The organism is Roseateles sp. SL47 (assembly GCF_026625885.1).
GTDB lineage: Bacteria > Pseudomonadota > Gammaproteobacteria > Burkholderiales > Burkholderiaceae_C > Roseateles.
In genome coordinates this window covers 6347881-6370978 of record NZ_CP113068.1, presented here as the reverse complement: position 1 = coordinate 6370978, position 23098 = coordinate 6347881, and the positions used below count along the sequence as shown (strand labels likewise).

General features: G+C 63.1%; 15 protein-coding genes. 12 read left to right on the top strand and 3 right to left on the bottom strand.

Going from position 1 to position 23098, the window contains the following annotated elements; translation table 11 throughout:
• The first annotated feature begins 105 nt into the window (after positions 1 to 105).
• From OU995_RS27365 to OU995_RS27345, 5 genes are all read left to right on the top strand, one after another.
• Entirely contained in the window at positions 106 to 1269 is a 1164-nt protein-coding gene (locus OU995_RS27365) for a zinc-binding dehydrogenase (RefSeq protein WP_267833301.1), read from the top strand.
• The gene (locus OU995_RS27360) at positions 1266 to 3614 is read left to right on the top strand and encodes a M20/M25/M40 family metallo-hydrolase (protein WP_267833300.1); all 2349 of its coding nucleotides are present in this window, start codon (positions 1266 to 1268) and stop codon (positions 3612 to 3614) included. The genes OU995_RS27365 and OU995_RS27360 overlap by 4 nt, the downstream gene beginning before the upstream one ends.
• A 37-nt stretch (positions 3615 to 3651) precedes the next feature.
• Positions 3652 to 5667 (top strand): carbamoyltransferase, encoded by a 2016-nt coding sequence (locus OU995_RS27355; protein ID WP_267833299.1) that lies wholly within the window; start codon positions 3652 to 3654, stop codon positions 5665 to 5667.
• Positions 5668 to 5766: 99 nt separating this feature from the next.
• Positions 5767 to 6639 carry an ABC transporter ATP-binding protein gene (locus tag OU995_RS27350; RefSeq protein ID WP_267833298.1) on the top strand — a complete coding sequence of 291 codons (873 nt, stop codon included), beginning with the start codon at positions 5767 to 5769 and terminating at the stop codon, positions 6637 to 6639.
• Positions 6636 to 8219 (top strand): hypothetical protein, encoded by a 1584-nt coding sequence (locus tag OU995_RS27345; protein ID WP_267833297.1) that lies wholly within the window; start codon positions 6636 to 6638, stop codon positions 8217 to 8219. Before OU995_RS27350 ends, OU995_RS27345 begins: the two co-directional genes overlap by 4 nt.
• Positions 8220 to 8265: 46 nt before the next feature.
• On the opposite strand, the gene OU995_RS27340 is transcribed toward OU995_RS27345, so the two are convergent.
• Positions 8266 to 9273: a GlxA family transcriptional regulator gene (locus tag OU995_RS27340; RefSeq protein WP_267833296.1), complete on the bottom strand. Its 1008-nt coding sequence runs from the start codon at positions 9271 to 9273 to the stop codon at positions 8266 to 8268.
• A complete protein-coding gene (locus OU995_RS27335) occupies positions 9270 to 9893 on the bottom strand; it encodes a cysteine hydrolase family protein (protein ID WP_267833295.1) in 624 nt (207 codons plus the stop codon). The genes OU995_RS27340 and OU995_RS27335 overlap by 4 nt, the downstream gene beginning before the upstream one ends.
• A gap of 337 nt (positions 9894 to 10230) precedes the next feature.
• Here OU995_RS27335 and OU995_RS27330 point away from each other — a divergent pair, with 337 nt between their 5' ends.
• The 4 genes from OU995_RS27330 (at position 10231) to OU995_RS27315 (ending at position 15193) form a co-directional block, all read left to right on the top strand.
• A complete protein-coding gene (locus OU995_RS27330) occupies positions 10231 to 10566 on the top strand; it encodes a helix-turn-helix domain-containing protein (RefSeq protein WP_267833294.1) in 336 nt (111 codons plus the stop codon).
• Positions 10567 to 10590: 24 nt separating this feature from the next.
• Complete coding sequence (locus tag OU995_RS27325; protein WP_267833293.1) at positions 10591 to 11955, top strand: type II toxin-antitoxin system HipA family toxin; 1365 nt, start codon at positions 10591 to 10593, stop codon at positions 11953 to 11955.
• 595 nt (positions 11956 to 12550) lie between these two features.
• The gene (locus tag OU995_RS27320; protein ID WP_267833292.1) at positions 12551 to 14116 is read left to right on the top strand and encodes a DNA cytosine methyltransferase; all 1566 of its coding nucleotides are present in this window, start codon (positions 12551 to 12553) and stop codon (positions 14114 to 14116) included.
• A 126-nt stretch (positions 14117 to 14242) separates the two neighbouring features.
• Positions 14243 to 15193, top strand: coding sequence for a hypothetical protein (locus OU995_RS27315; protein ID WP_267833291.1), 951 nt, complete (start codon positions 14243 to 14245; stop codon positions 15191 to 15193).
• Positions 15194 to 15284: 91 nt separating this feature from the next.
• Here OU995_RS27315 and OU995_RS27310 read toward each other — a convergent pair whose 3' ends face one another.
• On the bottom strand, positions 15285 to 15758 hold the full coding sequence (locus OU995_RS27310) for a very short patch repair endonuclease (RefSeq protein WP_267833290.1): 474 nt from the start codon (positions 15756 to 15758) through the stop codon (positions 15285 to 15287).
• Between the two features lie 122 nt (positions 15759 to 15880).
• Between OU995_RS27310 and OU995_RS27305 the strand changes: the two genes are divergently transcribed.
• Genes OU995_RS27305 through drmB form a run of 3 tightly spaced genes read left to right on the top strand, consistent with a single transcriptional unit; the run spans position 15881 to position 23095 of the window.
• Complete coding sequence (locus tag OU995_RS27305; protein WP_267833289.1) at positions 15881 to 17944, top strand: UvrD-helicase domain-containing protein; 2064 nt, start codon at positions 15881 to 15883, stop codon at positions 17942 to 17944.
• Positions 17934 to 21197: a helicase-related protein gene (locus tag OU995_RS27300; protein WP_267833288.1), complete on the top strand. Its 3264-nt coding sequence runs from the start codon at positions 17934 to 17936 to the stop codon at positions 21195 to 21197. Before OU995_RS27305 ends, OU995_RS27300 begins: the two co-directional genes overlap by 11 nt.
• Positions 21197 to 23095, top strand: coding sequence for a DUF1998 domain-containing protein (drmB, locus tag OU995_RS27295; RefSeq protein WP_267833287.1), 1899 nt, complete (start codon positions 21197 to 21199; stop codon positions 23093 to 23095). Before OU995_RS27300 ends, drmB begins: the two co-directional genes overlap by 1 nt.
• The last annotated feature ends 3 nt before the right edge of the window (positions 23096 to 23098 follow it).

The following is a 23098-nucleotide window of genomic DNA, read 5'->3' as shown; positions in this document are numbered from 1 at the left end:
GCATCGCTGGTGCAGGGCGTTGTCCCGCTGCACAGACGATCAACGCAGTAGCTGGGGAGCACGCCTGAGCCGTCTCGGGCGTCACAAGCCGATGGAGAAGAAGGCATGACCGTGACAAGAGCCTATTCAGTGTCCGCCGAGGACATCGCGCATGAGTCCGAACGTGTGCGCGGGGATCACGACAAGTTCGACCTCACCCGGACGATCCGGCTCGACCGGTTGACGCTGCCCGCATGCGGTGCGACGCAGGTTCGCATGCGGGTGCTCGCGGTGTCCGCCGAACACAATGTGGTGCATGCGGCCATCGGCCACCCCATCAACATCAGCGCTGCCCGGGGCGGAAAACTCTTTGTCGGCAACAGCGCCGTAGGCGAAGTCGTGGAGACCGGGAGCGACGTCCAGCGCTTCAGGGCGGGTGACATCGTGCTGACGCATTGCAATGGCGGTGTGGATCGCGGCGGGTTCCCGGTGCGGATCTGGGCCTACGACCAGCCCGACTCCGATGGCTGGTATGCCGAGGAGGCGGTGGTTGATGAGCATCAGCTCATCGCTGCACCGATCGATTGTGGCCTGTCCTTGTGGGAAATCGCCGCCCTGTCCCTGCGCGCGCCTACCGCTTACCACCTGTGGCGGCGAGGCCTGGGCATTTATCGGCTGAAGGTTTCGCACCAGCAAAACCCGGTGCTGAATGTGCTGTCGTTTGGTGGCGGGGTGGGGGAGCTGTTTCTGATGCTGGCCAAGGCAGAGGGGCACAGGGTCTTCTACTGTTCGGGCAATGCAAAACGCCGCGAGGACCTTCAACGCCAGGGCGTGATCTCCATGGATCAGAACCAGTACGCGCGCTTCGCGAGCAAGGATGACGTCAAGGCCTTCGTCAAGGATTGCAAGGCGCTGACCGATGGCGAAGGCATGCATGTGGTGTGCGACATGCTCAGAGGCCCGGTGTTCGAGGCCGGTCTCGCCGTTTCCGCGAGGTGCGGCGTGAACGTCAGTTCCGGCTGGCAACTCTCCCAGAGCGTTGAATACAACTCGACGCTGCTCTCGGTTAAGCAAATGACCATTGACCACATGCATTACGAAACCGCCGCAGGGTGCGAGGAGGCCACGCGTCTGTACGGCAAGGTCTTCAAGCCAGTGCTCCACCGCGAGATCTACGCCTTTGAGGACCTGCCTCGCTGCATGGACGACATGCACAAGAACCGTCAATCCGGTATTCCTGTGGTCCGCGTGGCTCGCGAGATGCCAGCGTCTGTGAAGGGACTGTTATGACTGCGGATACCTATTCAGTGAAATCGCAGCGCGCATCGCGCCAGAATGGCAACACCCTTGCCGACGAGGCCAACGCGACCGCTCCTACGGACAGGACGGCCGGCTGGCCGGCCGCCCTGTCCTTGGTGGTCTTGGGACTGCTGGTCGTTCTGGGGATCTGGAGCAAGCAGCCACCGGCGCCCGTGCCGTCTTCGGCCGCACCGGAGGTGTTTTCCGCGGAGCGGGCGATGAAGCACCTGCCGGAAATTGCATCAGTGCCACATCCGATTGGCTCCCAAGCCAACGCACAGACGCGGGCCTACGTGGTGAAAACGCTGGAGTCCCTCGGCTGGGAGACCCAGACGCAGGTCGAACTGGGCATGTCTCAGGAAGACGGCGCCGTCGGTTTCATCAGCAATGTGGTGGCCCGGCTCCGAGGTACCGGCGACGGCAAGGCCGTGATGCTGGTTGCGCACTACGATTCAGTGCCAACGGGACCCGGTGCGGCGGACGACGGTGCGGCTGTGGCCGCCCTCCTGGAGACCGCTCGTGCATTGAAGACGCTTCCGCGCCTGCGCAACGATGTCATCGTGTTGCTGACCGATGGTGAAGAGGCCGGTTTGCTCGGCGCGGAAGCCTTCGTGGCCAGACATCCCTGGGTCCCTGATGTCGCTGCCGTGTTGAATTTCGAATACCGGGGAAACAGTGGCCCCAGCATCATGTTCGAGACCAGCCCCGGCCATGGGCGTCTGATCGATGCTTTTGCGTCGACGCCACTGCCGGTGGGCACCTCGCTGATGTACGAGATCTATCGGGTGATGCCCAACCAGACGGACATGTCGGTCTTCAAGCGCGTCGGGATCCCTGGCTTGAATTTCGCGGCCATCTCCAATGCCAGCACCTATCACAGCGAGCTTGATCGTGTGGAGGATGTCGATGGCCGTAGCGTGCAGCACCAGGGCGAGACGATGCTTGCCCTGTCACGCCGCCTGGGCGAAGTTGAATTCGGCACTCAGGGAGCGCCTGACCAGGTCTATTTCGACCTTCCCGGGCTGGGTCTGCTGCACTATCCGGTGTCGCTGGCCTGGGGGCCCGCCGGGCTGGCATGCGTGCTGTGGATCGCTGCCTTGTCCGTGGGCATGCGCAAGGGCCAGGTCCGTGTGGGGCGCATGGCGGTGGGCCTGGTCGCTTTGCCCTGCACCGCGCTGCTGCTGGCCCTGGCGGGCACCCTGGGGCTTCTGCTGATCCGTAGCTTCCACCCCGAATACCGTGGCCTGGTCGAGTTGTACAACCACCTCTGGTATTGGGGGGCCCTGCTGGCGCTGACCTTGGCCTGGTTCCTCGGCATCTACGGTTGGCTGCAGCGCCGATTCAACACCATGGAACTGTCCTTGGGCGCCGCGCTGGTCTGGCTTGTCCTGGTGTTGCTGGGCACAGCCAGATTCCCCGGCGCCAGCTATGCCTTGGCGTGGCCGTTGGCCGGTGTGCTGGCGGCCTGGCTGGTGGTGCTCGTGGGGGCGGGTCGGATCTCCGGCCTTCAACGGGTGATGGTGTTGACAGTTGGAGCCATTCCCGCAGCGCTGGTGTTTGCGCCGCTGGTGCATACGCTCCTGGTGGCACTGACCACCCCGATGGCTGGAGCGGCCATGATCGCCGTTGTGTTTCTCCTGGCCCTTCTTTGGCCTTTGCTCGCGGCGGTGCCTCGACGCGGCCTTGTCATCAGGGCCGCCGTGGTGATCGGGGTGGCCATGATGGCGGGTGGTGAGTTCTCCTCCGGCGTGTCGGCAGAGCGCCCGCGCCCCGTCAACGTCTTTTATGTCCAGGACGGTGGTTCCAACACCGCGCAATGGCTGTCCAGTGACGTCGTGCTGGGTGACTGGCAGCGCCACTTTTTCGATGCCGGCGCCGTGCGGCGTTCCATTCCGGAATGGTTTGGCGAAGCGTCGCGGCGGTATTGGACCTCGGCGGCGCCGGACGTCGGGTTGCCCGCGCCGGATATGAAGACACTGAGTGACCGCACCGAGGGCGGGACACGGACCGTCGAGCTTCAGCTGAGATCGCGCCGGGAAGCCCGAGATTTCAAGCTGCAGGTCGTTGGCGCCCGAGTCACCCAGGCAATGATTCAGGGGCGGCCAGTTCCGCCGGCCACGGCAGACGATTGGTCCCTGGCGGCCCACAACCTGCCCCCGGAGGGCCTGACGATCCAACTGGTCGTGACAGCCGGGCGTCCCTTCACGGTGCATCTGTTCGATGTCACGCCTGGACTGCCGATGGCTGACGGGATGCCCCGAGACGCCACCCATATGGCTCATCGGGCCGAATCGAGCAACACCACGCAGAGTCTCACGACACAGAGATTCCAGTGAACAGAACGTTGATCCATTTCTTTGAGGAGGAAGACATATGCTGGTGATGGGAATGTGTGGCGGCCTCGATCCGCAGCATGGGAATCGCCTGGAGTTTCCGATCGGACAGGGGCACGATGCGGCTGCCGTGCTGCTGTCCGACGGTCAACTGGTGGCCGGTATCGAGCAGGAGCGGCTCGATCGCATCAAGCACAGCAACAAGTTTCCGCTGGAAGCGATCGACTTTTGCTTGCGTACTGCGGGAGCGACGCTGCAGGATGTCGAGCGGTTTGCCATCAACGTCGACGAGTCCGTGGGCGACTTGTTCATCCTCGAGAAGTACATCGGCGGCTCGTTGGATACCTTGGCTGGAGTTCGGCAGGTGGTTGGCCAACTCCTGCAGGATCGGTTCGGGCGCTTTGACCTGAAGAAGCTGCAGTTTGTGAACCACCATGAGGCGCATGCGCTGAGTGCCTACGCCATGTCCGGATTCGACGAGGCGCTGGTGGTCACCGTCGATGGGGCCGGCCCCGAGGGGCAATGCACGACCGTCTGGGAAGGCCGGGGTGGCCGCTTAAAGCCGATTCGCAACCACCGGACGCCACACTCGCTGGGCTTCTTCTACAACACGGTGATTCATCAACTGGGCTACACCATCTTCGACGAGTACAAGGTGATGGGGCTGGCGCCCTATGGCGACCCAGCCCGCTACCGCGCCCTGCTCCGATCGATGTATCAGCTCACACCAGACGGTTGGTTCAGAGTCGTTCATGACCAGGAGATCGCGCATTGGACGATGTATTCGGGCGGGCTGGGGGTGCCACGCCGACGAGGGGACCCATTTACCCAGCACCATCAGGACATCGCTGCCGCCTTGCAAGAGGCAGTCGAGACCATCCTCATGCACTTCTTCCAGTACCACCGCAAGAATTCCGGCATGGAGCGTCTGTGTTATGCCGGTGGCGTCGCCCAGAACGTGACTTTCAACGGCAAATTGGCCGGCGAAGGCTTGTTCAAGGAGATGTTCATCCAGCCCGCCGCCCACGACGCTGGCTGTGCGCTGGGCGCGGCGCATGCGGCCCATCGGGCCGTGCGTCAGGCATTGGCCTTGCAGCCCACCAAGACGGTGTACTGGGGGTCAGACATCGGCACGGCCGCGCAGATCGAGAAAGCGTTGAGCCCCTGGAGCGATTTCGTCTCGGTGCGCCGACTGGCCCATCCGGCACGCGAGACTGCCGAGTTGCTGGCGCAGGGCCTGGTCATCGGTTGGATGCAAGGGCGCTCCGAATTTGGGCCGCGTGCGCTGGGTAATCGCAGCATCCTGGCGGACCCACGGCCCGCCGAGAACAAGGCGAAGATCAACGCGATGGTGAAAAAGCGGGAGGCTTATCGACCCTTCGCGCCTTCCGTGCTGGAAGAATCGGCATCGGAGATTTTCGAGCTGGGAGGACTGGAACGTTCGCCGTACATGCTCTTCTCTCTGCCGACCCGCGAGTCCAGCCGTGCTGGGCTGGGTGCCGTCAGCCACGTCGACGGGTCGGCACGGATTCAGACCGTTTCGCGGGATTCAAATCGGCCCTATTGGGATTTGATCAGTGCCTTCAAAGATCTGACCGGCGTGCCGGTGCTTCTGAACACATCCTTCAACAATGACGCTGAACCGATTGTGGAGAGTGTGGAAGACGGCGTCGTCTGCTTTCTGACCACCAAGCTGGACCGCCTTGTAGTCGGCGATTTTCTTGTGGAGAAGCGAAGCACGGGTCCGTTGCCGTGGGAGCAGCTGGTGGTGGATCTGGCGGACAGCCGGCGCCTGATTCAAACCGAGAGCTTTGTGCCGCCGGGCGGCCGCCAGGTGCAGTATGCGATTGAGAGCAGCTACAGCGGCCACCGCAGAGTGCCGCTCAGTGAGTGTGCCTATCGTCTCATCGTTGAGCGGCAACCCACGCACACACTCGGGATGATGCTCGATCATCTGGGCATCACCGATGGCGCCGAGCGCTCCGAGGTGCTGGCCGAGTTCGTGCGTTTGTGGGAGCAGCGCGCTGTGCTGCTCCGCCCGCTTGGCGCGACGTGATCCTTCCCCCGCCAATGGGGCAGTGCCGACCGTTGGTGACCTGACGGTCGGCACGGATCCTCTTCATATACTGCGCGTCGTTCATCCGGAGTTGCCGCCATGCTCAGCCTGCAAAATCTCGTGAAGGTTTTTGGTGCCCAGCGCGCCGTGGACGATCTCAGTCTTGAGTTGCAACCTGGCGTTGTGGGGCTGATCGGACACAACGGCGCGGGCAAGACCACCCTCATGCAGATGATCGCGACGCTGACCCAACCCAGCAGCGGGCGCATCCTGCTGGACGGAGAGGACGTGGTGAAACGCCCGAACCGCATGCGCCAGCGTCTGGGATATCTGCCGCAGGATTTCGGTGTCTACCCACAGCTGACCGCCCTGGAATTCTTGCAATACTTTGCTGCGCTCAAGGGTGTGCGCGACAGCAGGCGTCTGCTTCGATTGCTGGAGCAGGTCAATTTGCATCAACAGGCTCACCAGTTGGCGGCCAGTTTTTCAGGAGGCATGCGTCAGCGCCTGGGCATTGCGCAGGCGCTGCTGAATGACCCGGATGTGCTGATTGTGGACGAACCCACCGCCGGGCTGGACCCCGAGGAGCGGCTGCGCTTCAGACACTTGCTCAGCGAGATGGGGCTGAGCAAGTTGGTCATTGTCTCGACGCACATCGTCTCGGATATTGAGGGCATGGCTGGGCAACTCGCCATCATGCGCAAGGGGAAGTTGGTGGAATTCGAGACGCCGGAATCGCTGATGCAGCGTTCGCGCGGGAGTATTTGGAGCGCGCGCCTGAGCGAGGCGGAATATGCGCTGTTGCGGGATGAAGGCCAGGTGCAAGTGCTCCAGGCGCAGCGCCAGGGCGCCCAGATTCATGTACGCCTGGCCCATGGTGAACGGCCTTTTGCTGCCGCTGAACCGGGTGAGCCCAGTCTCGAAGAGGCGCTGATGGCCCAGCGCTACGCTTTGCAGGCACAAGCAGCATGAGCGGCCTGTGGCCCCTGGCGCTGGCTGAAGTGCGCTTGCGACTTCGCCGCATGAGTACGGTCATTGTGCTGCTGCTGACCTTGGTGCTGTCCTGGATGATTGTGGTGGACCCGCGGACCGGTTTTGCCATGATGGTGATCCACAAAGCGCGCACGGCCTATGAGAGCGGTACGGTGGCCTTCGGCTCTGCCTGCATGGCCAGCGTGCTGCTCAGCCTGTTTGGTTTCTACCTGGTGCGTGGCCGCAGCAGCCTGGACTTGCACAGTGGCTGTGCGGGCCTCATCGCCACCACGGCAACAAGCAACCGGCGTCTGCTGGCGAGCCGTTGGTTGGGGGCGATGGCCTATCTGATGCTGTTGGAGCTTGCGCTGGTGCTGGGCGGCTGCGTGCTGCAGTTGATTCGAGGGGAAGGCCCTCTGCAGCCCTGGGTGTTTGTGCAGACCTACGCCTTGATGCTGACGCCGACGTTGATGGCTGTGGCCAGCTTTGCGCTGCTGGCGGACGCTTGGGGCCCGCTGATGGGGCGCAAGGGAGACGTGGCCTACTTCTTTGTCTGGGTGGCGCAGTTTGCGGTGCTGCCGGCCACGCTGGTGCCGGGGCAGATTCATTTCAGTCCTGTGCAGGCGCTTGATGCTTCCGGTCTGGCCGCCGCTGCCACACGTCTGGCTGTGCTCATGGACACCACAACGGTGGCCATCGGGGGAAGCACCTTCGACGCCAGCCTGCCGATCCGCTATTTTCCAGAGGGCTTCTGGAGTGGGGATTTGGTGGGTTTGCGTCTCGCCACTGCGGTCATTGCCCTGGTCGTGGCCGCATCTGCGGTGCCACTGTTCCATCGATTTGATCCTCGACGTGTGCGCAGCGTGGCGGCCAGCCGTCCGTCCTGGCTGCGGCGGTCGATGCGTGTTCTGATGACCCCGGCGCGCTGGCCGGCGATGCATCTGCTCCGACTGGCGCCTCGTCTCGGTGGCCCCCTTGGTGCCTACCTGGCGGATATCAGCCTCACGCTGCTGGCCAATCCCTGGGCCGTCGTGGCGATTGTGGTGTTGGCTGGAGTGGGTCAGATCGCGCCGATGGCCAAGCTGCCGGCCATGGTGGCCGCAGCTTGTTGTTTATGGGGGCTGCTCATCAGTGATCTTTCAGCGCGCGACATGAGCAGTCGCACGAGGGATCTGGTGGCGGCAGCGCCGGGAGGCGATTCACGCCGTTTTTGGCGGCAGTGGTTATGCACAGTGGGCTTGGGCTTGTTGTTCACGCTGCCGGTGGCCGTGCCGGTGGGGAATCTTGAGCTGCTGTGGACGCTGATCTGTGGCCTGGTCCTGGCGAGTGCGCTTGCCAGTGCCTTGGGGCATTTCACCCGAAGCGGGCGTGGCTTTCTCGTGCTGTTTCTGTTTGGGTTCTATGTGAGCCTTCAGGTGCCGGGATCGCCTTGGCTGGATTGGTTTGGGTTCAACGGGGTGGCAACTTCGGGCACGCGCGCTCTGTCGTTGGGGGGCGCCGCGCTGGCGCTTGCGCTGGTGACGGCGGGGCGGGGGACGCTGGGCATCTCGGCTGACAAGAGTGCCGCGGGACGTGAGTGATGGTGCTCGAAGACGAGGTCCCCCGATAGATCAGAGGCCGGCCGTGTCACGCCGTCTCTTTGGCATGCCGTTTTCTGAACTCTGACGGTGGGGTCTCGTGCTGACCCAGGCGGGCCCAGGCCCGTCGGAGTTGAACTTCGGAGCTGAAGCCCGCGATGTCGGCGGCTTGCCCGACGCGTGCCCCCACGCGCAAGGCCGCTTCGGCCGTGCTCAGGCGGATGCGCTGCAGATACTCCAGCGGCGTGAGATCGGCATGTTGAAGAAAGAGTCGGCTGAGGTGGCGAGGCGTGACACACGCCATCCGGGCCATGCTTTCCAGCGTCCACGCGGCGCGAGGATCTTCCGCAATGGCATCTTGCAGCTTGTGCAGCAGCGGGTGCAGATGGCTGCGATGTGTCAGGAAGGGAGACCGCTCCGGATCGGCCGGCCCGCGGCGAAGGGCCACCACCATGGTTTCTGCAACACGCGCTGCAATCGGCTCGCCGCAGATGTCGGCGATGCGACAGAGCATGAGATCGATGCCTGTTGTGATGCCTGCGCTGGACCAGATCCCATCGCTTTCCACAAACACCCGGTTGCCCACCGCGTGGCAGCGAGGGGCCACGGTGCGCAGTTCCTGCAGATGCTGGTGATGGGTGGTGGCCTCATGGTGGTCGAGAAGCCCGGCATGGGCAGCGATCAGGCTACCGGCGCAGACGCAGAGGAGTTCGCGCTGGCCCGGGACGGCATGAAACCCTCGGAGCCAGTCGAGCAACTGGCCCATGGCGGGGGTGTGGGGGTCCAGCCGCTGGCCGGGTTGGCCCAGCAGAATCACCCAGGTGGGCTGTTCACCGAATGATTGAATCGGTGGGAGCGCCGCAACCCCTTTGAGGCTGATGCCGACCGAGGTGCTCGGCTCGGCTTCGGGGCCGATGAACCCCACCTGGAACGCCGGCGCCGCCCCGCGCGCGACCAATGTGTCATTGGCTATTCGCAAGGCCTCGGCCGGTCCGGCCCAGTCCAGCGCCAGGCTGTTGGGCATGACAACAAAGAGGACGCGGACGGGGGGGTTCATGTTGCGTTCCGGGGGTGTTCGTGGGGTGGGTAGTTCGCGCCGATGTTCGCGCCGATGTTCGCGTCAATGGCGCGGCGCACGGCCGCGTCCACCGAGCAGAGCGTGGCGAATCGTTGGGCCAGAACGGTCTCGGTACGCTTCGTGATGTCGGCTGAGGTGAGCACGCTGCCATCTGGGGCTGTCATGTCGAAGGTGAGCGTGGCGGCGCTGACGAAATCGACCTCCCAGCCCAGGTCGGACGCGTGCCGGGTGGTGGTTTCGCAGCACTGCTCGGTGCGGATGCCGCTGATGATCAGGCGCTGGATGCCGTGCTGCACCAGCCACACATCCAGGCCTGTGCCGACCAGGGCACTGTGGCGCGACTTGGTGAATTGGGCGGCAGCCTCGAAGGGGGTCAGGCCGGCGAGGGGGCTTACCAATGGCGAGCCGGGGGCAAAGGGGTTGTCTGGAGTGCTGGCGCCGGAGGCGTGGAACACCCGCACCACCGGGAGGCCCGCTTCGATGCATCGATGAATCAGGGTGTTCTGGGCTTCCAGATAGGCAGGCAGCTTGGCTTCGGAGAAAAACGGACGGTGGCGGAAGGATTCCTGCACATCGATCACCAGAAGACATGAGTTCATGCGTAGCTCCGTGAATGGGATGTGGCATTTTTGGCTGGAGCTTAGCCGCTGGTCGATCCGAATTGGGACAGTAATGGATCAGATTCGGACATCTCCTGCGCTCAGTCGCCATGCGCTGTTCGTACCCAATCCATGCCCAATGGCTGGCACCATGGCTCATGGGCCGGCTGATCGTGATCATGATGTCAGGCTGGCCGGGGGCGGTACGGTGCCTCAGCTTCGAAAAGATATCGTTCAAAGGAGATATTTTCTCAATATCTGCCAAAGGCGATATGTCGCAAATATCGGTCAAACAAGATATTTTGCTAATATCGCCTAGAGGCGATAAGCTGACGAGATGGACTACCCTGTTGCACTCTCCAGCCAGATCAAGCAGTACTTGCGCTCACTGCGCAAGTCGCGCGGTTTGACTCAGTCGGACCTTGCCAGGCGCCTCGGCGTTGGCCAGTCGCGGGTCGCGGACATTGAAGCGAATCCCGGGGCAGTCAGCGTCGACCAACTGCTCCAGATTCTTGCGGTCCTCAACGCTCAACTGGTCGTGCGAGACGCACACACCCTGCCAATGGACGGCGCAGCAGGCGACTCTCGGAAACGGAAGGCGTCGACGCTCACTGACACAGAGCCTGCGGACGCGCCTCGCGAGCCAGCAGACCCTCCCAAAGGGCAATGGTGAACCCCATGCGTGGGAGTGCTCTTCATGGCTGACAAACTGAGCGAACTTTGGGTATGGATGAACGGCGAGCACGTGGGCGTATGGCATCGCGGCCGCACCGGACACCATCGCTTCACCTACGAGGCCACTTGGCTGAACTCGCCACGAGTGCGCCCTCTGTCCTTGTCGATGCCCATCACGCCCGACAGGACCGTATCGGGAGACGTCGTCCGCAATTACTTCGACAACCTGCTGCCTGATGACGCCCAGATTCGCAAGCGCGTTGCGGCGCGGTTCAAAACGAACTCCATCGACGCATTTGAATTACTGCAGGCGATAGGGCGAGACTGTGTGGGGGCCGCCCAGTTGCTGCCGCCCGAGACCGCGCCAACCGGCTTCGACCGTATCGATTACGAGCCCATGAGCGATGCGGCCGTTGAGCAGCACTTGCGCGGCGTCGTCAGCACGCCTGGACTTGGCGGAGAAGACGATGCCAAAGACTTTCGCATCTCCATCGCCGGAGCCCAGGAGAAGACGGCGCTGCTTCGCCTGGACGGCCAATGGTGCAGACCTCTTGGCGCCACACCCACAACGCACATCGTCAAACTGCCTTTGGGGCTTGTCGGCGGGCGTCGGCTAGACCTCACGCACTCGGTCCAGAACGAATGGCTCTGCGCCCAGTTTCTGCGCGAGCTCGGACTTCCGGTGGCTGAGACCGAGATGGTGAGGTTTGGCGATCAGTTGACCCTGGTGGTCGAGCGCTTTGACCGCTCTTGGGCGACGAGGCTGACTGACGGGCAACGCTGGATTGCCCGCTTGCCGCAAGAAGACTTCTGCCAGGTCTTGGGCCTTCCACCTTCGGCAAAGTACGAAAGCCATGGCGGTCCGAGCATGGTGCGGTGCACCCAAATCCTGTTGGGCGGCCAGGCGCCGCAGGTCGACGTCTCCCACTTCCTGCGCACGCAGCTAGCCTTTTGGCTCTTGGCTGCTACGGATGGGCATGCCAAGAACTTCTCCATCTTTCTGCTTCCCGGCGGGCAGTACCGAATGACGCCGCTCTATGACGTCATCTCAGTCTGGCCTGTCGTCGGAAACGCCGCCAATCAAGTGCCATGGCGGGCTGCCAAACTGGCGATGGCTATCCGGTCCAAGAACGTGCATTACAACCTTCACAGCATCCAGGCACGCCATTGGCGTGACGCCGCCGAGAGGTCGGGGGCGGCCGATGTGTGGGAGGACATGCTGACGCTGTCCCAGTGCGTGGAGCCAGCGATAGCTGCAGTACAGGCACGGTTACCGGCGGACTTCCCTCCGCGAACTGCAGACGCTGTGTTCGAGGGCGTGCGAGCACAGTTGACGCGGTGGGAGCAGGGTTTGGGCTCGCTCTGGCGGGCGGCGGTGGAAGGCTGAGTCGGCCTTGCCGGCGTCGATGAAAGCCAATTAGAGATGGGGGACGACAGTCCCACAGTGGAATTTGCAGTGCGCGAAGCGCTGGCCAAGTCGATCAACGATCAACTCCTCAAGGATATCGAGGACGAGATGGAGCGGGAGATCGATGAGGTTGTCGAGTCGCGGCGATACGGCGCGGGTTGACCGCGATCCCTTTGCCGGGCCTTGAATCACCGCTGGTGTTCATGCAGAAGTACCGTGCTGTCGCACTGTCGAGCGCAATTGGCAAGCGGCCTGTGCGTGTGATGCCCCGGCCAAGCTCGCATCCGGCAACGGCCTCTTGACTTGCGGGTGCCAGCAAGTCTTGCAGGCGTGTTCCTATTGGGTTCTGCTGCTTATTCGATGGCGGTGCTGCACAACTCTACGTTGCTTGTGCGCAAGTCGTACGGACGGCGCTGGTGATCTGCGTGAAAGGGCAGACACAGTACTAGGTCAGCGCTCCCCTGCACGGTGGGGCTCGCGCCACAATTGATCGCATTGGTACGCTGCCTGGCAGAATGCTGGAAACGCATGATGGGGAACAGGTCAGTCCATCTGCGGCACAGCTACAGGCAAGATGCACAAAAGAAAAGAAGCAATACCGGTCATAGATCTCTTTGCCGGTCCGGGGGGGCTTTGCGAGGGATTCTCGTCGGTCGTCGACGCGTCGGGGGCGCGTAGCTTTGACGTCAAGGTATCCATCGAAAAGGATCCCATTGCCCACCGTACCCTTCTGCTGCGGGCGATCTTCCGCAAGTTCCCCAAGGGGAAGGTGCCGAACTGCTACTACGACTACGTCCGAGGGAAAATCAACCGCGAGCAGTTTCTGGCTCATCCTGAGATCAAGGTCGCGGCGGAACATGCCGCCAAGGAGGCCCGATGCGCTGAGCTCGGTCTCACCCCGGCCAAGGAGGTCGACGGCTGGATCCGCGAAGCTCTGGGCGGGCAGACAGACTGGGTGCTCATCGGGGGGCCGCCTTGCCAGGCCTACTCGCTGGCTGGCCGGTCGCGCCTGCGCAGCAAGGACGTGAAGAAGTTCGAGGCCGACGCCAAGCACTTCCTCTACATCGAATACCTTCGAATCATTCAGCGGTTCGCCCCAGCGGTGTTCGTCATGGAGAACGTCAAGGGGATGCTGAATTCGACCAACTCCGGCAAGCGCATCTTCGAGCAGATCCTCGCCGATCTGAAAACGCCCAAGGCTGGCCTGAGCTACGAAGTGCGCTCGCTGGTGGTCCACAAGTCGGAAGGCGAACTCGATCCTAACGACTACGTGATCGAGGCTGACGACCACGGCATCCCGCAAAGCCGCCATCGGGTGATACTGTTCGGCGTCCGATCGGACGTGGCGGCGGCGACCCCTGCACTCAGGGAGCGCCCCGAGGACTTCCTGCTTCGTAAACAGCCCAAGAAGGTTGGCGTGAGCGCGGCCCTGGCCGGCCTGCCAGAGCTTCGCAGCCGCTTGTCCAAAGAGCCTGACTCGCAGGAAGCCTGGATCAAGGCCGTCAAAGAGTCTCCAAGCGCCTTGGTGGGGTGGCGCCTGCCGCTGCGCGCCGTCATTGAGACGGCCATGGAGAAGTTCATCAAGAGAGCCGAGAAGCAGAAGACATTCGGCGGGCCATTCATCGAGACCGCCGTCGAACCTGGCAACTACATGCCCAAAGATCTGCGTGACTGGTATTTGGATCCGAGGCTAGGCGGCGTCTTGCATCATGAGACCCGCAGCCACATGCGCTCGGATCTGCATCGTTACATGTTCGCCGCCTGCTTCGCGGCGACGCAGACATACGCCCCGGACCTGCGCAATTTCCCGCCCAAGCTGCTGCCCGACCATGTGAACGTGGACGAGGAGACGATCCCTTTCAAAGACCGTTTTCGGGTCCAGTTGGGCAAGCATCCCTCGTCGACGGTGGTCGCGCACATTAAGAAGGACGGGCACTACTACATCCATCCGGATCCGGGCCAGTGCCGCAGCCTCACCGCGCGCGAGGCGGCTCGCTTGCAGACCTTCCCCGACAACTATTTTTTTGAGGGGAACCGCACCGAGCAATACGGCCAGATCGGCAACGCCGTCCCGCCGCTGTTGGCCAAACAGATTGGAGAAATCATCCGCGATCTCATGATTTCTCCGCGTAGGCGGTGAGGGTCTGAGCGAGGTGGCCCTTTCCATGACTTGGCGGTCCCGTCGGCAAATTCGGGCCAAGCCTGATCCCACGGCTGCCATGGAGTTCCGTGTAGCGCTGCAAGAGAACCCGAGACGGCCAGCCGTATGGAAATCATCTTTCTGGACCAGAACAAATGGATCGAGCTGGCTCAAGTGCACAGCGGTCGAATTAAGGGCGGCCCGATCGCCCAGTTGTTCCCTCGGCTCGTCGCAGCCGTACGGGAGGGGCGCGTTCTGTTTCCGCTATCGGTGGCGAACATCATGGAGACCGCAAAGCGCAACGACGATGTCAGCAGGCGGCTCATCGCCGAAACACAGGCCATGCTCAGTCTCGGCTATGTCCATCGAAGCCGGGCCGCCCGGATAGAGGTGGAGCTGCGAGCTGCAATTCAACGCCGATTCGGCATTGAGCCTGAGCGCATGCCGACCCATTGGGCGATTGCACCGGGCTTTATGCAGGCCTTCGAGCCCATGGATGAGCTGATGGCGTCCCCAGGAGAACTTGCACGCGTACGACGGATGACGTCCCTCGTAGACCCCGCGGCGCTCTACCTGAACTACATGGTCACGCAGGACGATACCCGCCGCAGAGAGGCCAATGCCAAGTTGAGCGAAGGACTTTCGGCGTTGGTCGCACAGATCGAGGGCCGGCGCGCACGGTTTGCAAGCGAGTCCCTCGATATGCGTCGGCGCATATACGCGGCGCAATCATGGGTGGACCATCTGGACGTCCTCAACCGGATTGTGGCTGCGTTGGGGTATTCGTTCGACGACTTGTCAGCGCTCGGCGACAGCACCATGCGAGCTCTGCTTGAGGACGTGCCGACGATGAATGTGGAAGTTGAAATGGCTACGCGCCTGGAAGCCAAGACCGGGACTCTCTCGGCTAACGACGTTCTGGACATGCAGTCCTTCTATACCGCGATTCCATATTCGGACCGTGTCATCGCCGAGAAGGCAGCCATCTCCCACGCGCAGCAGGCGAAGCTCGACTCGAAATACGGCGTCATCCTGTCACGCTCTTTGGAAGACCTTTCTGGGCATTATGTCAGCTAGCGTTTTGGCGATCACGATGGTGATATGAGGCCCGGCTGCAAACGGCAAGCGTGTCCGCCGGTTTGGCAGCCGGGAGTGGTGGGACTGCAGGTTATCGCAAGGAGGCCGCTGCGAGGCTTTGAGCGCTGATTTCACCCGCAGGTGCACCGCTGTCGATCCAAGCTCTGAGCGCCAAAGGCAATTCCGCAGCGGACCCCGGGTCACGCGTTGAGCATTCCCAGACATTGAGCACCCGCCAGCCCATCTCCGCGAGCTTGTCGGCAGCGCGTCGGTCACGATCGACATTGCCCTGGAGCTTGGCCGCCCAAAACTCAGGCCGCGTTGATGGCATCTTGGCGTATTTGCACCCCTGGTGCGCGTGCCAGAAGCAGCCGTGAACGAAGATCGCGATCTTGCGGCCCGGCATGGCGATATCGGGCGTGCCTGGCAGGTCACGCCGATGCAGTCGGAAGCGGTGCCCGATCGCGAACAGCGCCTTGCGGACCAGCATCTCAGGTAGAGAGTTCTTGCCCTTGATGCCGGACATCATCTGGCTGCGCTTGGCTGGGCTGACGATATCGGCCATGGTGAGCACGATACGCTATGCGTACATAGATGACTGGCGCAACGCGATGCTTCAGACTACGGAAAAGTCCGTGATACTCTTTGTAAAGCAAGACGCATAACTAAACAAAAGGGTGACTCAGGGTGGGGGGAGCCGGACAGATTGACGAGGTTACAGGCATCGGCGGTGCGAGTCTTCATCAGCCGGCGGGGCTCGGCCCTCGTGCATTTGCGGTAGAAAAGTTCGTACCTGATCCCGAGCAGGCTGCTGTTATCAGCGCTTCGCCTTTGGATTGGTTGCTGGTCGTAGCCGGACCTGGAACCGGGAAGACGCAGGTCGCGTCGATGCGGCTTGCGCACCTCATCAGCACGGGCCTGCTGCCGGCGCAAATTTTGGTCCTCAGCTTCTCTCGAAGTGCGGTCGCCATGCTCACCCGCCGCATTGCCCGACTGCATCTCGCTGACGAGCACGTCGTGGAGGACCTCCGGCACTTGGCAATCCGCACCTTCGACTCCTGGGCGTTCCGAATCCTCAGGCAGTGCGGTGCGGCCGTGCCGCAACTGTTGGGCCGGCAGCACGACGAGAACATCGAGGCGGCCACAGCCGCCTTAGCCGACCGAGCGAATTCAGTCGTTGCCGATCGACTTGCAGGCATTCGCCATGTGATTGTCGATGAGTTTCAGGACCTGCCCGGTGTCCGCGCAGCTATGGTCATCGCGCTTCTATCTCGCCTAAATGTGGATGGCCGACGTGTAGGTTTCACGGTGCTGGGTGACCCCGTTCAATCGATTTATAGATGGGCGGCACGCGCGAGCGGTCACGGCTTGGACGAGGATCCATGGAAACGGCTCGAGACTGTCATGGGGCCCGAGCTGCGCGAGGTGTCGTTGACGCGAAACTATCGTTCCACCGAGAAACTGGCCATCATGGCGGCAAGTCTGCGGAAGATCCTGCAGAGTGAGGATCTCACCGCCCCCAGGAAGCTGTCCGCTATGGAGCGGTTCTTGGAGCGGATCCCTGGAATGCCAGCGGAAACTCAGCTCAGTTCTGAATGGCTCGCGAGTCTGCCTGCGGGCTCCGTAGCCATCCTGACACGCACCAACGGCGAATCTCTGCGAGTTGCGAAGATGCTGCTTGGGGATAAGGTCGAAGGCCCGACGGTGTCGGTTCGACTTCGGACCGCGGGCGAGACGCCGCCGGCACCTGCCTGGATCGCTGCACTACTCTGGCGGTTCAAGCCCCAGAGCGTCGCTAGATCGACGTTCGAATTGATTTACAAAAAGGCGCTGGAAGAGATTGCTCCGGAGGCGCGCACGGCGCTGAACATGCCATCCCTTCAGGCTTGCTGGAGCAGGCTCGCGCGTGCCAGTGGCGCGAGCGACGACACCACGTCGATCGACATGGGAGATCTGCGCGAACGGCTCCCATGGCCCGATTCGTTTCCCGACGATCAGACGATTGAGCAAGCCGTTGTCTACATCACGACCGTCCACCAGGCCAAGGGTATGGAGTTCGACAATGTGTCGCTTCTCGACCCTCGCGCCAGGAAGAATCAGAAGGAACCCGAGGATCCGCTGGAACTCGCGAACGTCGGATTCGTCGCGGTGACACGGGCGGGCAAGGTGCTGAACAGGATACCGTCCGATTGCGTGTATGCGGGACCGTACGACGAATCGCTCCGAACCGGACGAAGTCGCTTCGCGATGCTTGGGTCACCCGGCAAGACCGGAAGGCTGACGAATTTCCAGTTCGGTCTTGCGGGGGACATCGACCCTCAGAGCCTCGTGGACGCCGAATTCCATGGCGGCGGCGAGAAGGTCACCGAACTGCAGCAGATGCTTGCGTCCGCAGCGGCGCAGCTTCGCGGGCACAAGGTCATACTGAAGCGGCTGGATTCCGATGAAGAGGAATCCCGTATGCGGGATGCGCGATGGGAAATCTGCCTGCAGGAAGGCACCAAGGCCGGCCGGAGGCTCGCACGGACCACCCAGCAGGTGACCGACGATCTCCTCGCGTACCTGTGGAACGAAGGATTGTGGTTGCCGAACACGATCTTCAATCTCCGCATCGGCGAGATCGTCACCCTGTGCGCCCGGGGCGACGCTGACGAGGCGGTCCCGGAACCCTGGCGGTCAAGCCGCCTGTGGTTGGGCATCACGCTCTTCGGCACGGGTGACTTCAAGACCTGGAAGCGCAATGGCAAATGACCACAAGCAACAGGAGCAGGTAAGGGCGGATCTCGCCGGACTAGCGAGCGCACTGCTCATGGGGCCGCTGGCTCCCGACGAGATCATCGAGTCCGCGCCAGTGGACACCTACCTGACCGGCATCCTCTGGCCGCGCGGCGCAGCCTTGGACGGAACGGACGACGACGCCGGGCTCGACAGCGGCAGTGATCCGGCGTCGGCGGTGGAGGCCTCGATCCCTGGATACCGCGCCATCCGTCCGTGCTCGATCGGGATCACGTTCGCCGTGGCCAAGGAGGCGACGGTCACGATCGGCCTAGGGGAAACCTCCCGGTACGCGCCGGTGGAGCTCGCCCCCGATTCGAACCCGGCCTCCGCCGCGGAGGAGCCAGCGCCAAAGGTCGCACAGGTTCGCAAGGCGTGGAAGCGCAGTCCGCTGGGCTATTCGGTCCGCCTGTCGCCGGCAGAGCAGTCGGGAACCCTCCGCATCAATGAGTTCGTCGACGCCCGAGGAGTGAGCATCACGGACAAGCGCCTTGCGCTCCACGTCCGAAGGCGCATCGGACCTGCGCAGCATGTCTACACCGTGACGCTGATCAACGAGGAGCCTGACGACGAGGATGCCGGACCCCGTGATGCGCGTTGCCTGTTCCAGGCGGGCATCGTGGTCGAAGCGACTGTTGACGAGTCGCCGGGCATCTACCCCCGGAGTGCGCCGCCGGTCACGGGCGGCGACGAGGACTCGCTGGTGAACTCGCTGCTGTACCGGGACGTTCGCGAGTTCGCGGTGGGACACGGTGTGGCCGCCACTTGGCCGCCGGATGCGATCGCGGCCGTCGGCCATGTGAGCACGGCCTGGCTGCCCGACACCCGCGTGCTTGGCACTAGTCCTGACGGCCACGCCTTCCTCGACGAGTTCAGAACTTCCTATCCGGATGCGCTGAAGGCCGAGTTCCTCTCACGGGAGTCCGAGCGTGCGGCCGTCGTCGAGGCACTCGCGGCTTTCGCGGATAGGTACGCGGAGTGGATCGACCGGCACCTGCGCGCTCGCCTCGCGGAGTTCCATGGGGATCTGCGGAAAGCAGCCGAATACAACCTCGAGAGATGCAGTTCGACCCTGAATCGCATCCGAGCTGGCGTGGACAAGCTCCGCAGCGATGGCGCTGCCTGGAGCGCCTTCGCGCTGGCTAATGCCGCAATGGATCGACAGTCGAGATATCGCGCCAAAGAACATCCGAGACCGCTTCAGTGGCGCCCCTTCCAGCTGGCCTTCATGCTGCTGGTCATTCCCGGACTGGCTGATCCTGGCCTGGACGATCGCGAATGCATGGACCTGCTCTGGTTCCCGACCGGCGGCGGCAAGACCGAAGCCTATCTCGCGCTGACGGCATTCCAGATCTTCCACCGGCGGCTGACCGACGGACACCGTCGCGAGCATGGTGGTGTTGACGTTCTGATGCGCTACACGCTTCGGCTGCTGACCGTGCAGCAGTTTCAGCGCGCCGCATCCCTCATCTCCGCGTGCGACGCGATCCGCGAGTCCGACATGCGTCTGGGTGAGGCGCGCATCTCGCTCGGGCTCTACGTCGGCGGCGAAGCAACGCCGAACCTGATGGAGGATGCGCGGGAGGCGCTAGAGCAGGAGCACGCGGACCAGAAGCCCAAGTCCACGCCGCGGCAACTGCTCCGCTGCCCGGTGTGCGGATCGGAGCTCAGGGGGACCGCGTACCGGGCCGATCCCCTGCAGCCACGGATCGACATCACTTGCGGCCAGACGGACTGCGAGACGGGTGGCCGGCCGCTGCCCGTCCTGACCGTCGATGCCACCATCTACGAGTCTCCACCGTCGCTGTTGATCGGGACCATCGACAAGTTCGCACAGCTGCCGAGACGAACCGACATCAGGCGCATTTTCGGCCTCGATGGCGGGCTGCCGCCGGGGCTCATCATCCAGGACGAACTGCACCTCATATCGGGACCGCTCGGATCGATGGCAGGTCTCTACGAGACGATCGTCGATCTCATCTGCACCCGGGGCAAGGTGCGGCCCAAGGTTATCGGCTCGACAGCCACCATTGGTCACGCGGCCGAGCAGGTGCGTGCCCTCTTCGACAGGAGTGTTCTGCAGTTCCCGCCACCCGGGTTCGATGCGTCGGATTCCTTCTTCGCGGTCCGCGATTCCGCCGGTCCTGACAGGCTCTACATCGGCATCCCGACTGCAGGGCGCAGCCCGAAGTTCGCACTACAGGCCGTGATAGCGGCACTGCTCCAATCGGCGGCGACGCTTGCCGAGCGAGGCCAGGCCGACGATGCATCGATCGACGCGTACTGGACCTGCGTCGCGTACTTCAACAGCCTACGAGAGCTGGGCGGTGCCTATGTCCTCATGCAGGATGACGTCCCGCGCCAGATGCAGTTCCTCGCGGGGCGTCTCGCCGCGAAGAGGCGCGATCTCGAGCTGGAACCCGAGGAGCTGAGCAGCCGCAAGTCGTCGCGCGAGTTGCCGGGGTTGCTCCATGCGCTCTCGACGACACTCGCGCAGTTCAAGGCCGATCCGTTCGAATTCGCTGCGCCGAAGGATGCCGTCCTCGCTTCGAACATGATCTCGGTTGGCGTGGACGTGCCGCGGCTCGGGCTGATGGTCGTCAACGGACAACCCAAGTCGACTGCCGAGTACATCCAGGCCAGCAGCCGGGTCGGTCGCGGCATCCCGGGCCTGGTGATCACGCTCTACAACTTCGGACGGCCCAGGGACCTGTCCCACTTCGAACACTTCCGCAGCTATCACAGTGCGCTCTATCGAAGCGTCGAGGCCACGAGTGTCACGCCATGGGCGCCGCGTGCCAGGGACAAGGCGCTGCACGCGGTGGTCGCCTCCGTCGTGAGGCACCTTGTGCCCGGTCTGGGAGGCGACGAGGACGCGACGCGTTTCGATCCGTCCAGTCAAGCGGTCCACGATCTGGTCCAGGCGATCCTGTTGCGCGTGTCGGCCGTCTCCGAAGGCATGGAAGCCGAGGACACAAAGGCGGACCTTGATGCCATCCTCCAGACGTGGGGACGCAGAAGCCATGACGCGCGATCCGCGTCCGGTCGCCTCCGGTACTGGGAGAAGAAAGCGCCATTCGGACGCACGGCTCCGCATCTCATGTACTCGGCGGAAGAGGGTGTCGCTGCCGGCAATCTCGCGTGGCCTACACCGAACACGATGCGCGAGGTCGAGCCGTCCACAGCGTTCGTCCTCAAGGTCATTCCTCGCAAGACAGGAGGTGCGTAGTGGCCACAGCGAAGAAGACCTTCCGGTCAAGAGCGCCCGCCAAGGCCGGTCCGGCGGCCGTCGCGGGAGTGGAGCCTCTGGGCAAGGTGCGCCGATCGCAGCTGATCGCCACCTACGGCATCGGTGCCATCATTGATCTGGAGAAGGGGTCCTTCATGCCCATGGGCCTGGAGGACTGGGAGAGTGCGACCAGGTTGCCCTCGCTCACCATCGGTGAGGCACGGCTCCAGGCACAGCTCGGGGTCAGCCACTTCCGCTTGCCTCCCGTGTCTGAGGATCTCGGTCCATCGGGCCGTGTCGATCCTGCGCACTCGGCGCCTGCCATTCGATTCCCGGCGTGGCACGAGTGTCCGAAGTGCCATCGCATCGGAACCGAGGGCGACCCGTTCCAGTTGTCTGCCGACGGAAGCCAGCTGGAGTGCACCGCGCACGGCAGACCGGTATTCACCACGCCAGTCCGTTTCGTCCTCGCCTGTCGCAAGGGCCACATGGATGAGTTTCCGTGGGCATGGTGGGCGCATCGAAGGCGCGACGGAGGCGTGTGCGACCGGCCCACACTCGAACTCAAGTCAAGAGGCAAATCGGCCGCGCTTGCCGATCTATACGTGCACTGCCAGAAGTGCGGCTCCTCGGAGTCCATGGGCGATGCGTTCAGGCCAGAGAGTCTCAAGGGCACGAACTGCTACGGCAGACGTCCCTGGCTGCACGACAGGCAACCGGGCTGTGACTCGCCGCCACGCGTGATCCAGCGCGGCGCATCGAACGCACACTTTCCCGTGGTGGCGTCCGCGCTGTCCATTCCACCGGTCTCGGAGGCCACGTTCCAGATCATCGAGGGGCACTGGATGACCCTTGGTGCGCTTCCGGCCGAAGCTGTTGCGCCCGTTCTCACGAACCTCGCGAACACCTATGACATTCCGCTCGACGCGCTCATGGCCGCTTACCGCGAGAAGCAGAAGATCGAAGGTACGCATGGCGAGTTCACCGACGCGGGTTCCAGGGCCGAGGAGTATGCGGCTCTCTCGAACGACCGTGACGATCCGATCGTGGGAGGCATTGCGCCGCAGTTCTGCAATGCTGTGTCGGACCCGCCTGAGGCGATCGCGCGATGGTTCGACCTCGTCGGTGCGGTCTCGCGTCTGCGCGAAGTGAGGGCGCTCGCAGGCTTCAGTCGCATCGAGCCCTTTCCGGTCAGCGGTGAACGCATCGCCAAGGCGATACAGGACGGGCAGGTCTCGCCACTGTCGAAGACGGCTCGCAATTGGCTGCCGGCGGCCGAGATCCGCGGCGAGGGTATGTTCCTCCGGTTCCGGACCGAGACCGTGGACGCCTGGGTGGAAGCCAATCCGGACATCTCGGCGCGGGTCCGTGTCCTGGAGACGCGCTCCGCGGCGATCGCCAACGATCGGGGCTATCTCCGCGACTACCGGATCACGGCAAGATTGCTGCTGGTCCACTCCTTCGCGCATGCGCTGATCCGCACGATCTCGATCGACTGCGGCTACTCTTCATCGGCGCTCCGCGAGAGGCTCTACGTGAGCGACGCCGATCCATTGCGTCCAGCCATGAACGGCGTCCTGATCTACACAGGGTCGCCCGACTCCGAGGGCAGTCTAGGCGGCTTGGTGCGCCTGGCCGACCCGAAACAGCTCGAGAGGATCGTTCTGCAGACCATCAGGAACGCGCGCTGGTGCGGCAGCGATCCGGTGTGTCTTGAGACCGATCCTGCCCAGTCCGGTGACCGCGTCAGCGGCGCTGCTTGCCATTGCTGTCTGCTGGTCCCGGAGACCGCCTGCGAGAAGTTCAACCGCGAGCTTGATCGAACCATGCTCGTCGGTTCGCCGGAGACATCCGAGTTCGGACACTGGCAGGGCTACTTCGACGACCTCGCGGACTGACAA

Excerpts from the sequence above, each read along its gene's own strand:
- OU995_RS27330 (WP_267833294.1), top strand. The coding sequence starts at position 10,231 with ATGGACTACCCTGTTGCACTCTCCAGCCAGATCAAGCAGTACTTGCGC.
- OU995_RS27320 (WP_267833292.1), top strand. The coding sequence starts at position 12,551 with ATGCACAAAAGAAAAGAAGCAATACCGGTCATAGATCTCTTTGCCGGT.
- OU995_RS27355 (WP_267833299.1), top strand. The coding sequence starts at position 3,652 with ATGCTGGTGATGGGAATGTGTGGCGGCCTCGATCCGCAGCATGGGAAT.
- OU995_RS27345 (WP_267833297.1), top strand. The coding sequence starts at position 6,636 with ATGAGCGGCCTGTGGCCCCTGGCGCTGGCTGAAGTGCGCTTGCGACTT.
- OU995_RS27350 (WP_267833298.1), top strand. The coding sequence starts at position 5,767 with ATGCTCAGCCTGCAAAATCTCGTGAAGGTTTTTGGTGCCCAGCGCGCC.
- OU995_RS27360 (WP_267833300.1), top strand. The coding sequence starts at position 1,266 with ATGACTGCGGATACCTATTCAGTGAAATCGCAGCGCGCATCGCGCCAG.
- OU995_RS27365 (WP_267833301.1), top strand. The coding sequence starts at position 106 with ATGACCGTGACAAGAGCCTATTCAGTGTCCGCCGAGGACATCGCGCAT.
- OU995_RS27300 (WP_267833288.1), top strand. The coding sequence starts at position 17,934 with ATGGCAAATGACCACAAGCAACAGGAGCAGGTAAGGGCGGATCTCGCC.
- OU995_RS27325 (WP_267833293.1), top strand. The coding sequence starts at position 10,591 with ATGGCTGACAAACTGAGCGAACTTTGGGTATGGATGAACGGCGAGCAC.
- OU995_RS27310 (WP_267833290.1), bottom strand. The coding sequence starts at position 15,758 with ATGGCCGATATCGTCAGCCCAGCCAAGCGCAGCCAGATGATGTCCGGC.
- OU995_RS27340 (WP_267833296.1), bottom strand. The coding sequence starts at position 9,273 with ATGAACCCCCCCGTCCGCGTCCTCTTTGTTGTCATGCCCAACAGCCTG.
- OU995_RS27315 (WP_267833291.1), top strand. The coding sequence starts at position 14,243 with ATGGAAATCATCTTTCTGGACCAGAACAAATGGATCGAGCTGGCTCAA.
- OU995_RS27335 (WP_267833295.1), bottom strand. The coding sequence starts at position 9,893 with ATGAACTCATGTCTTCTGGTGATCGATGTGCAGGAATCCTTCCGCCAC.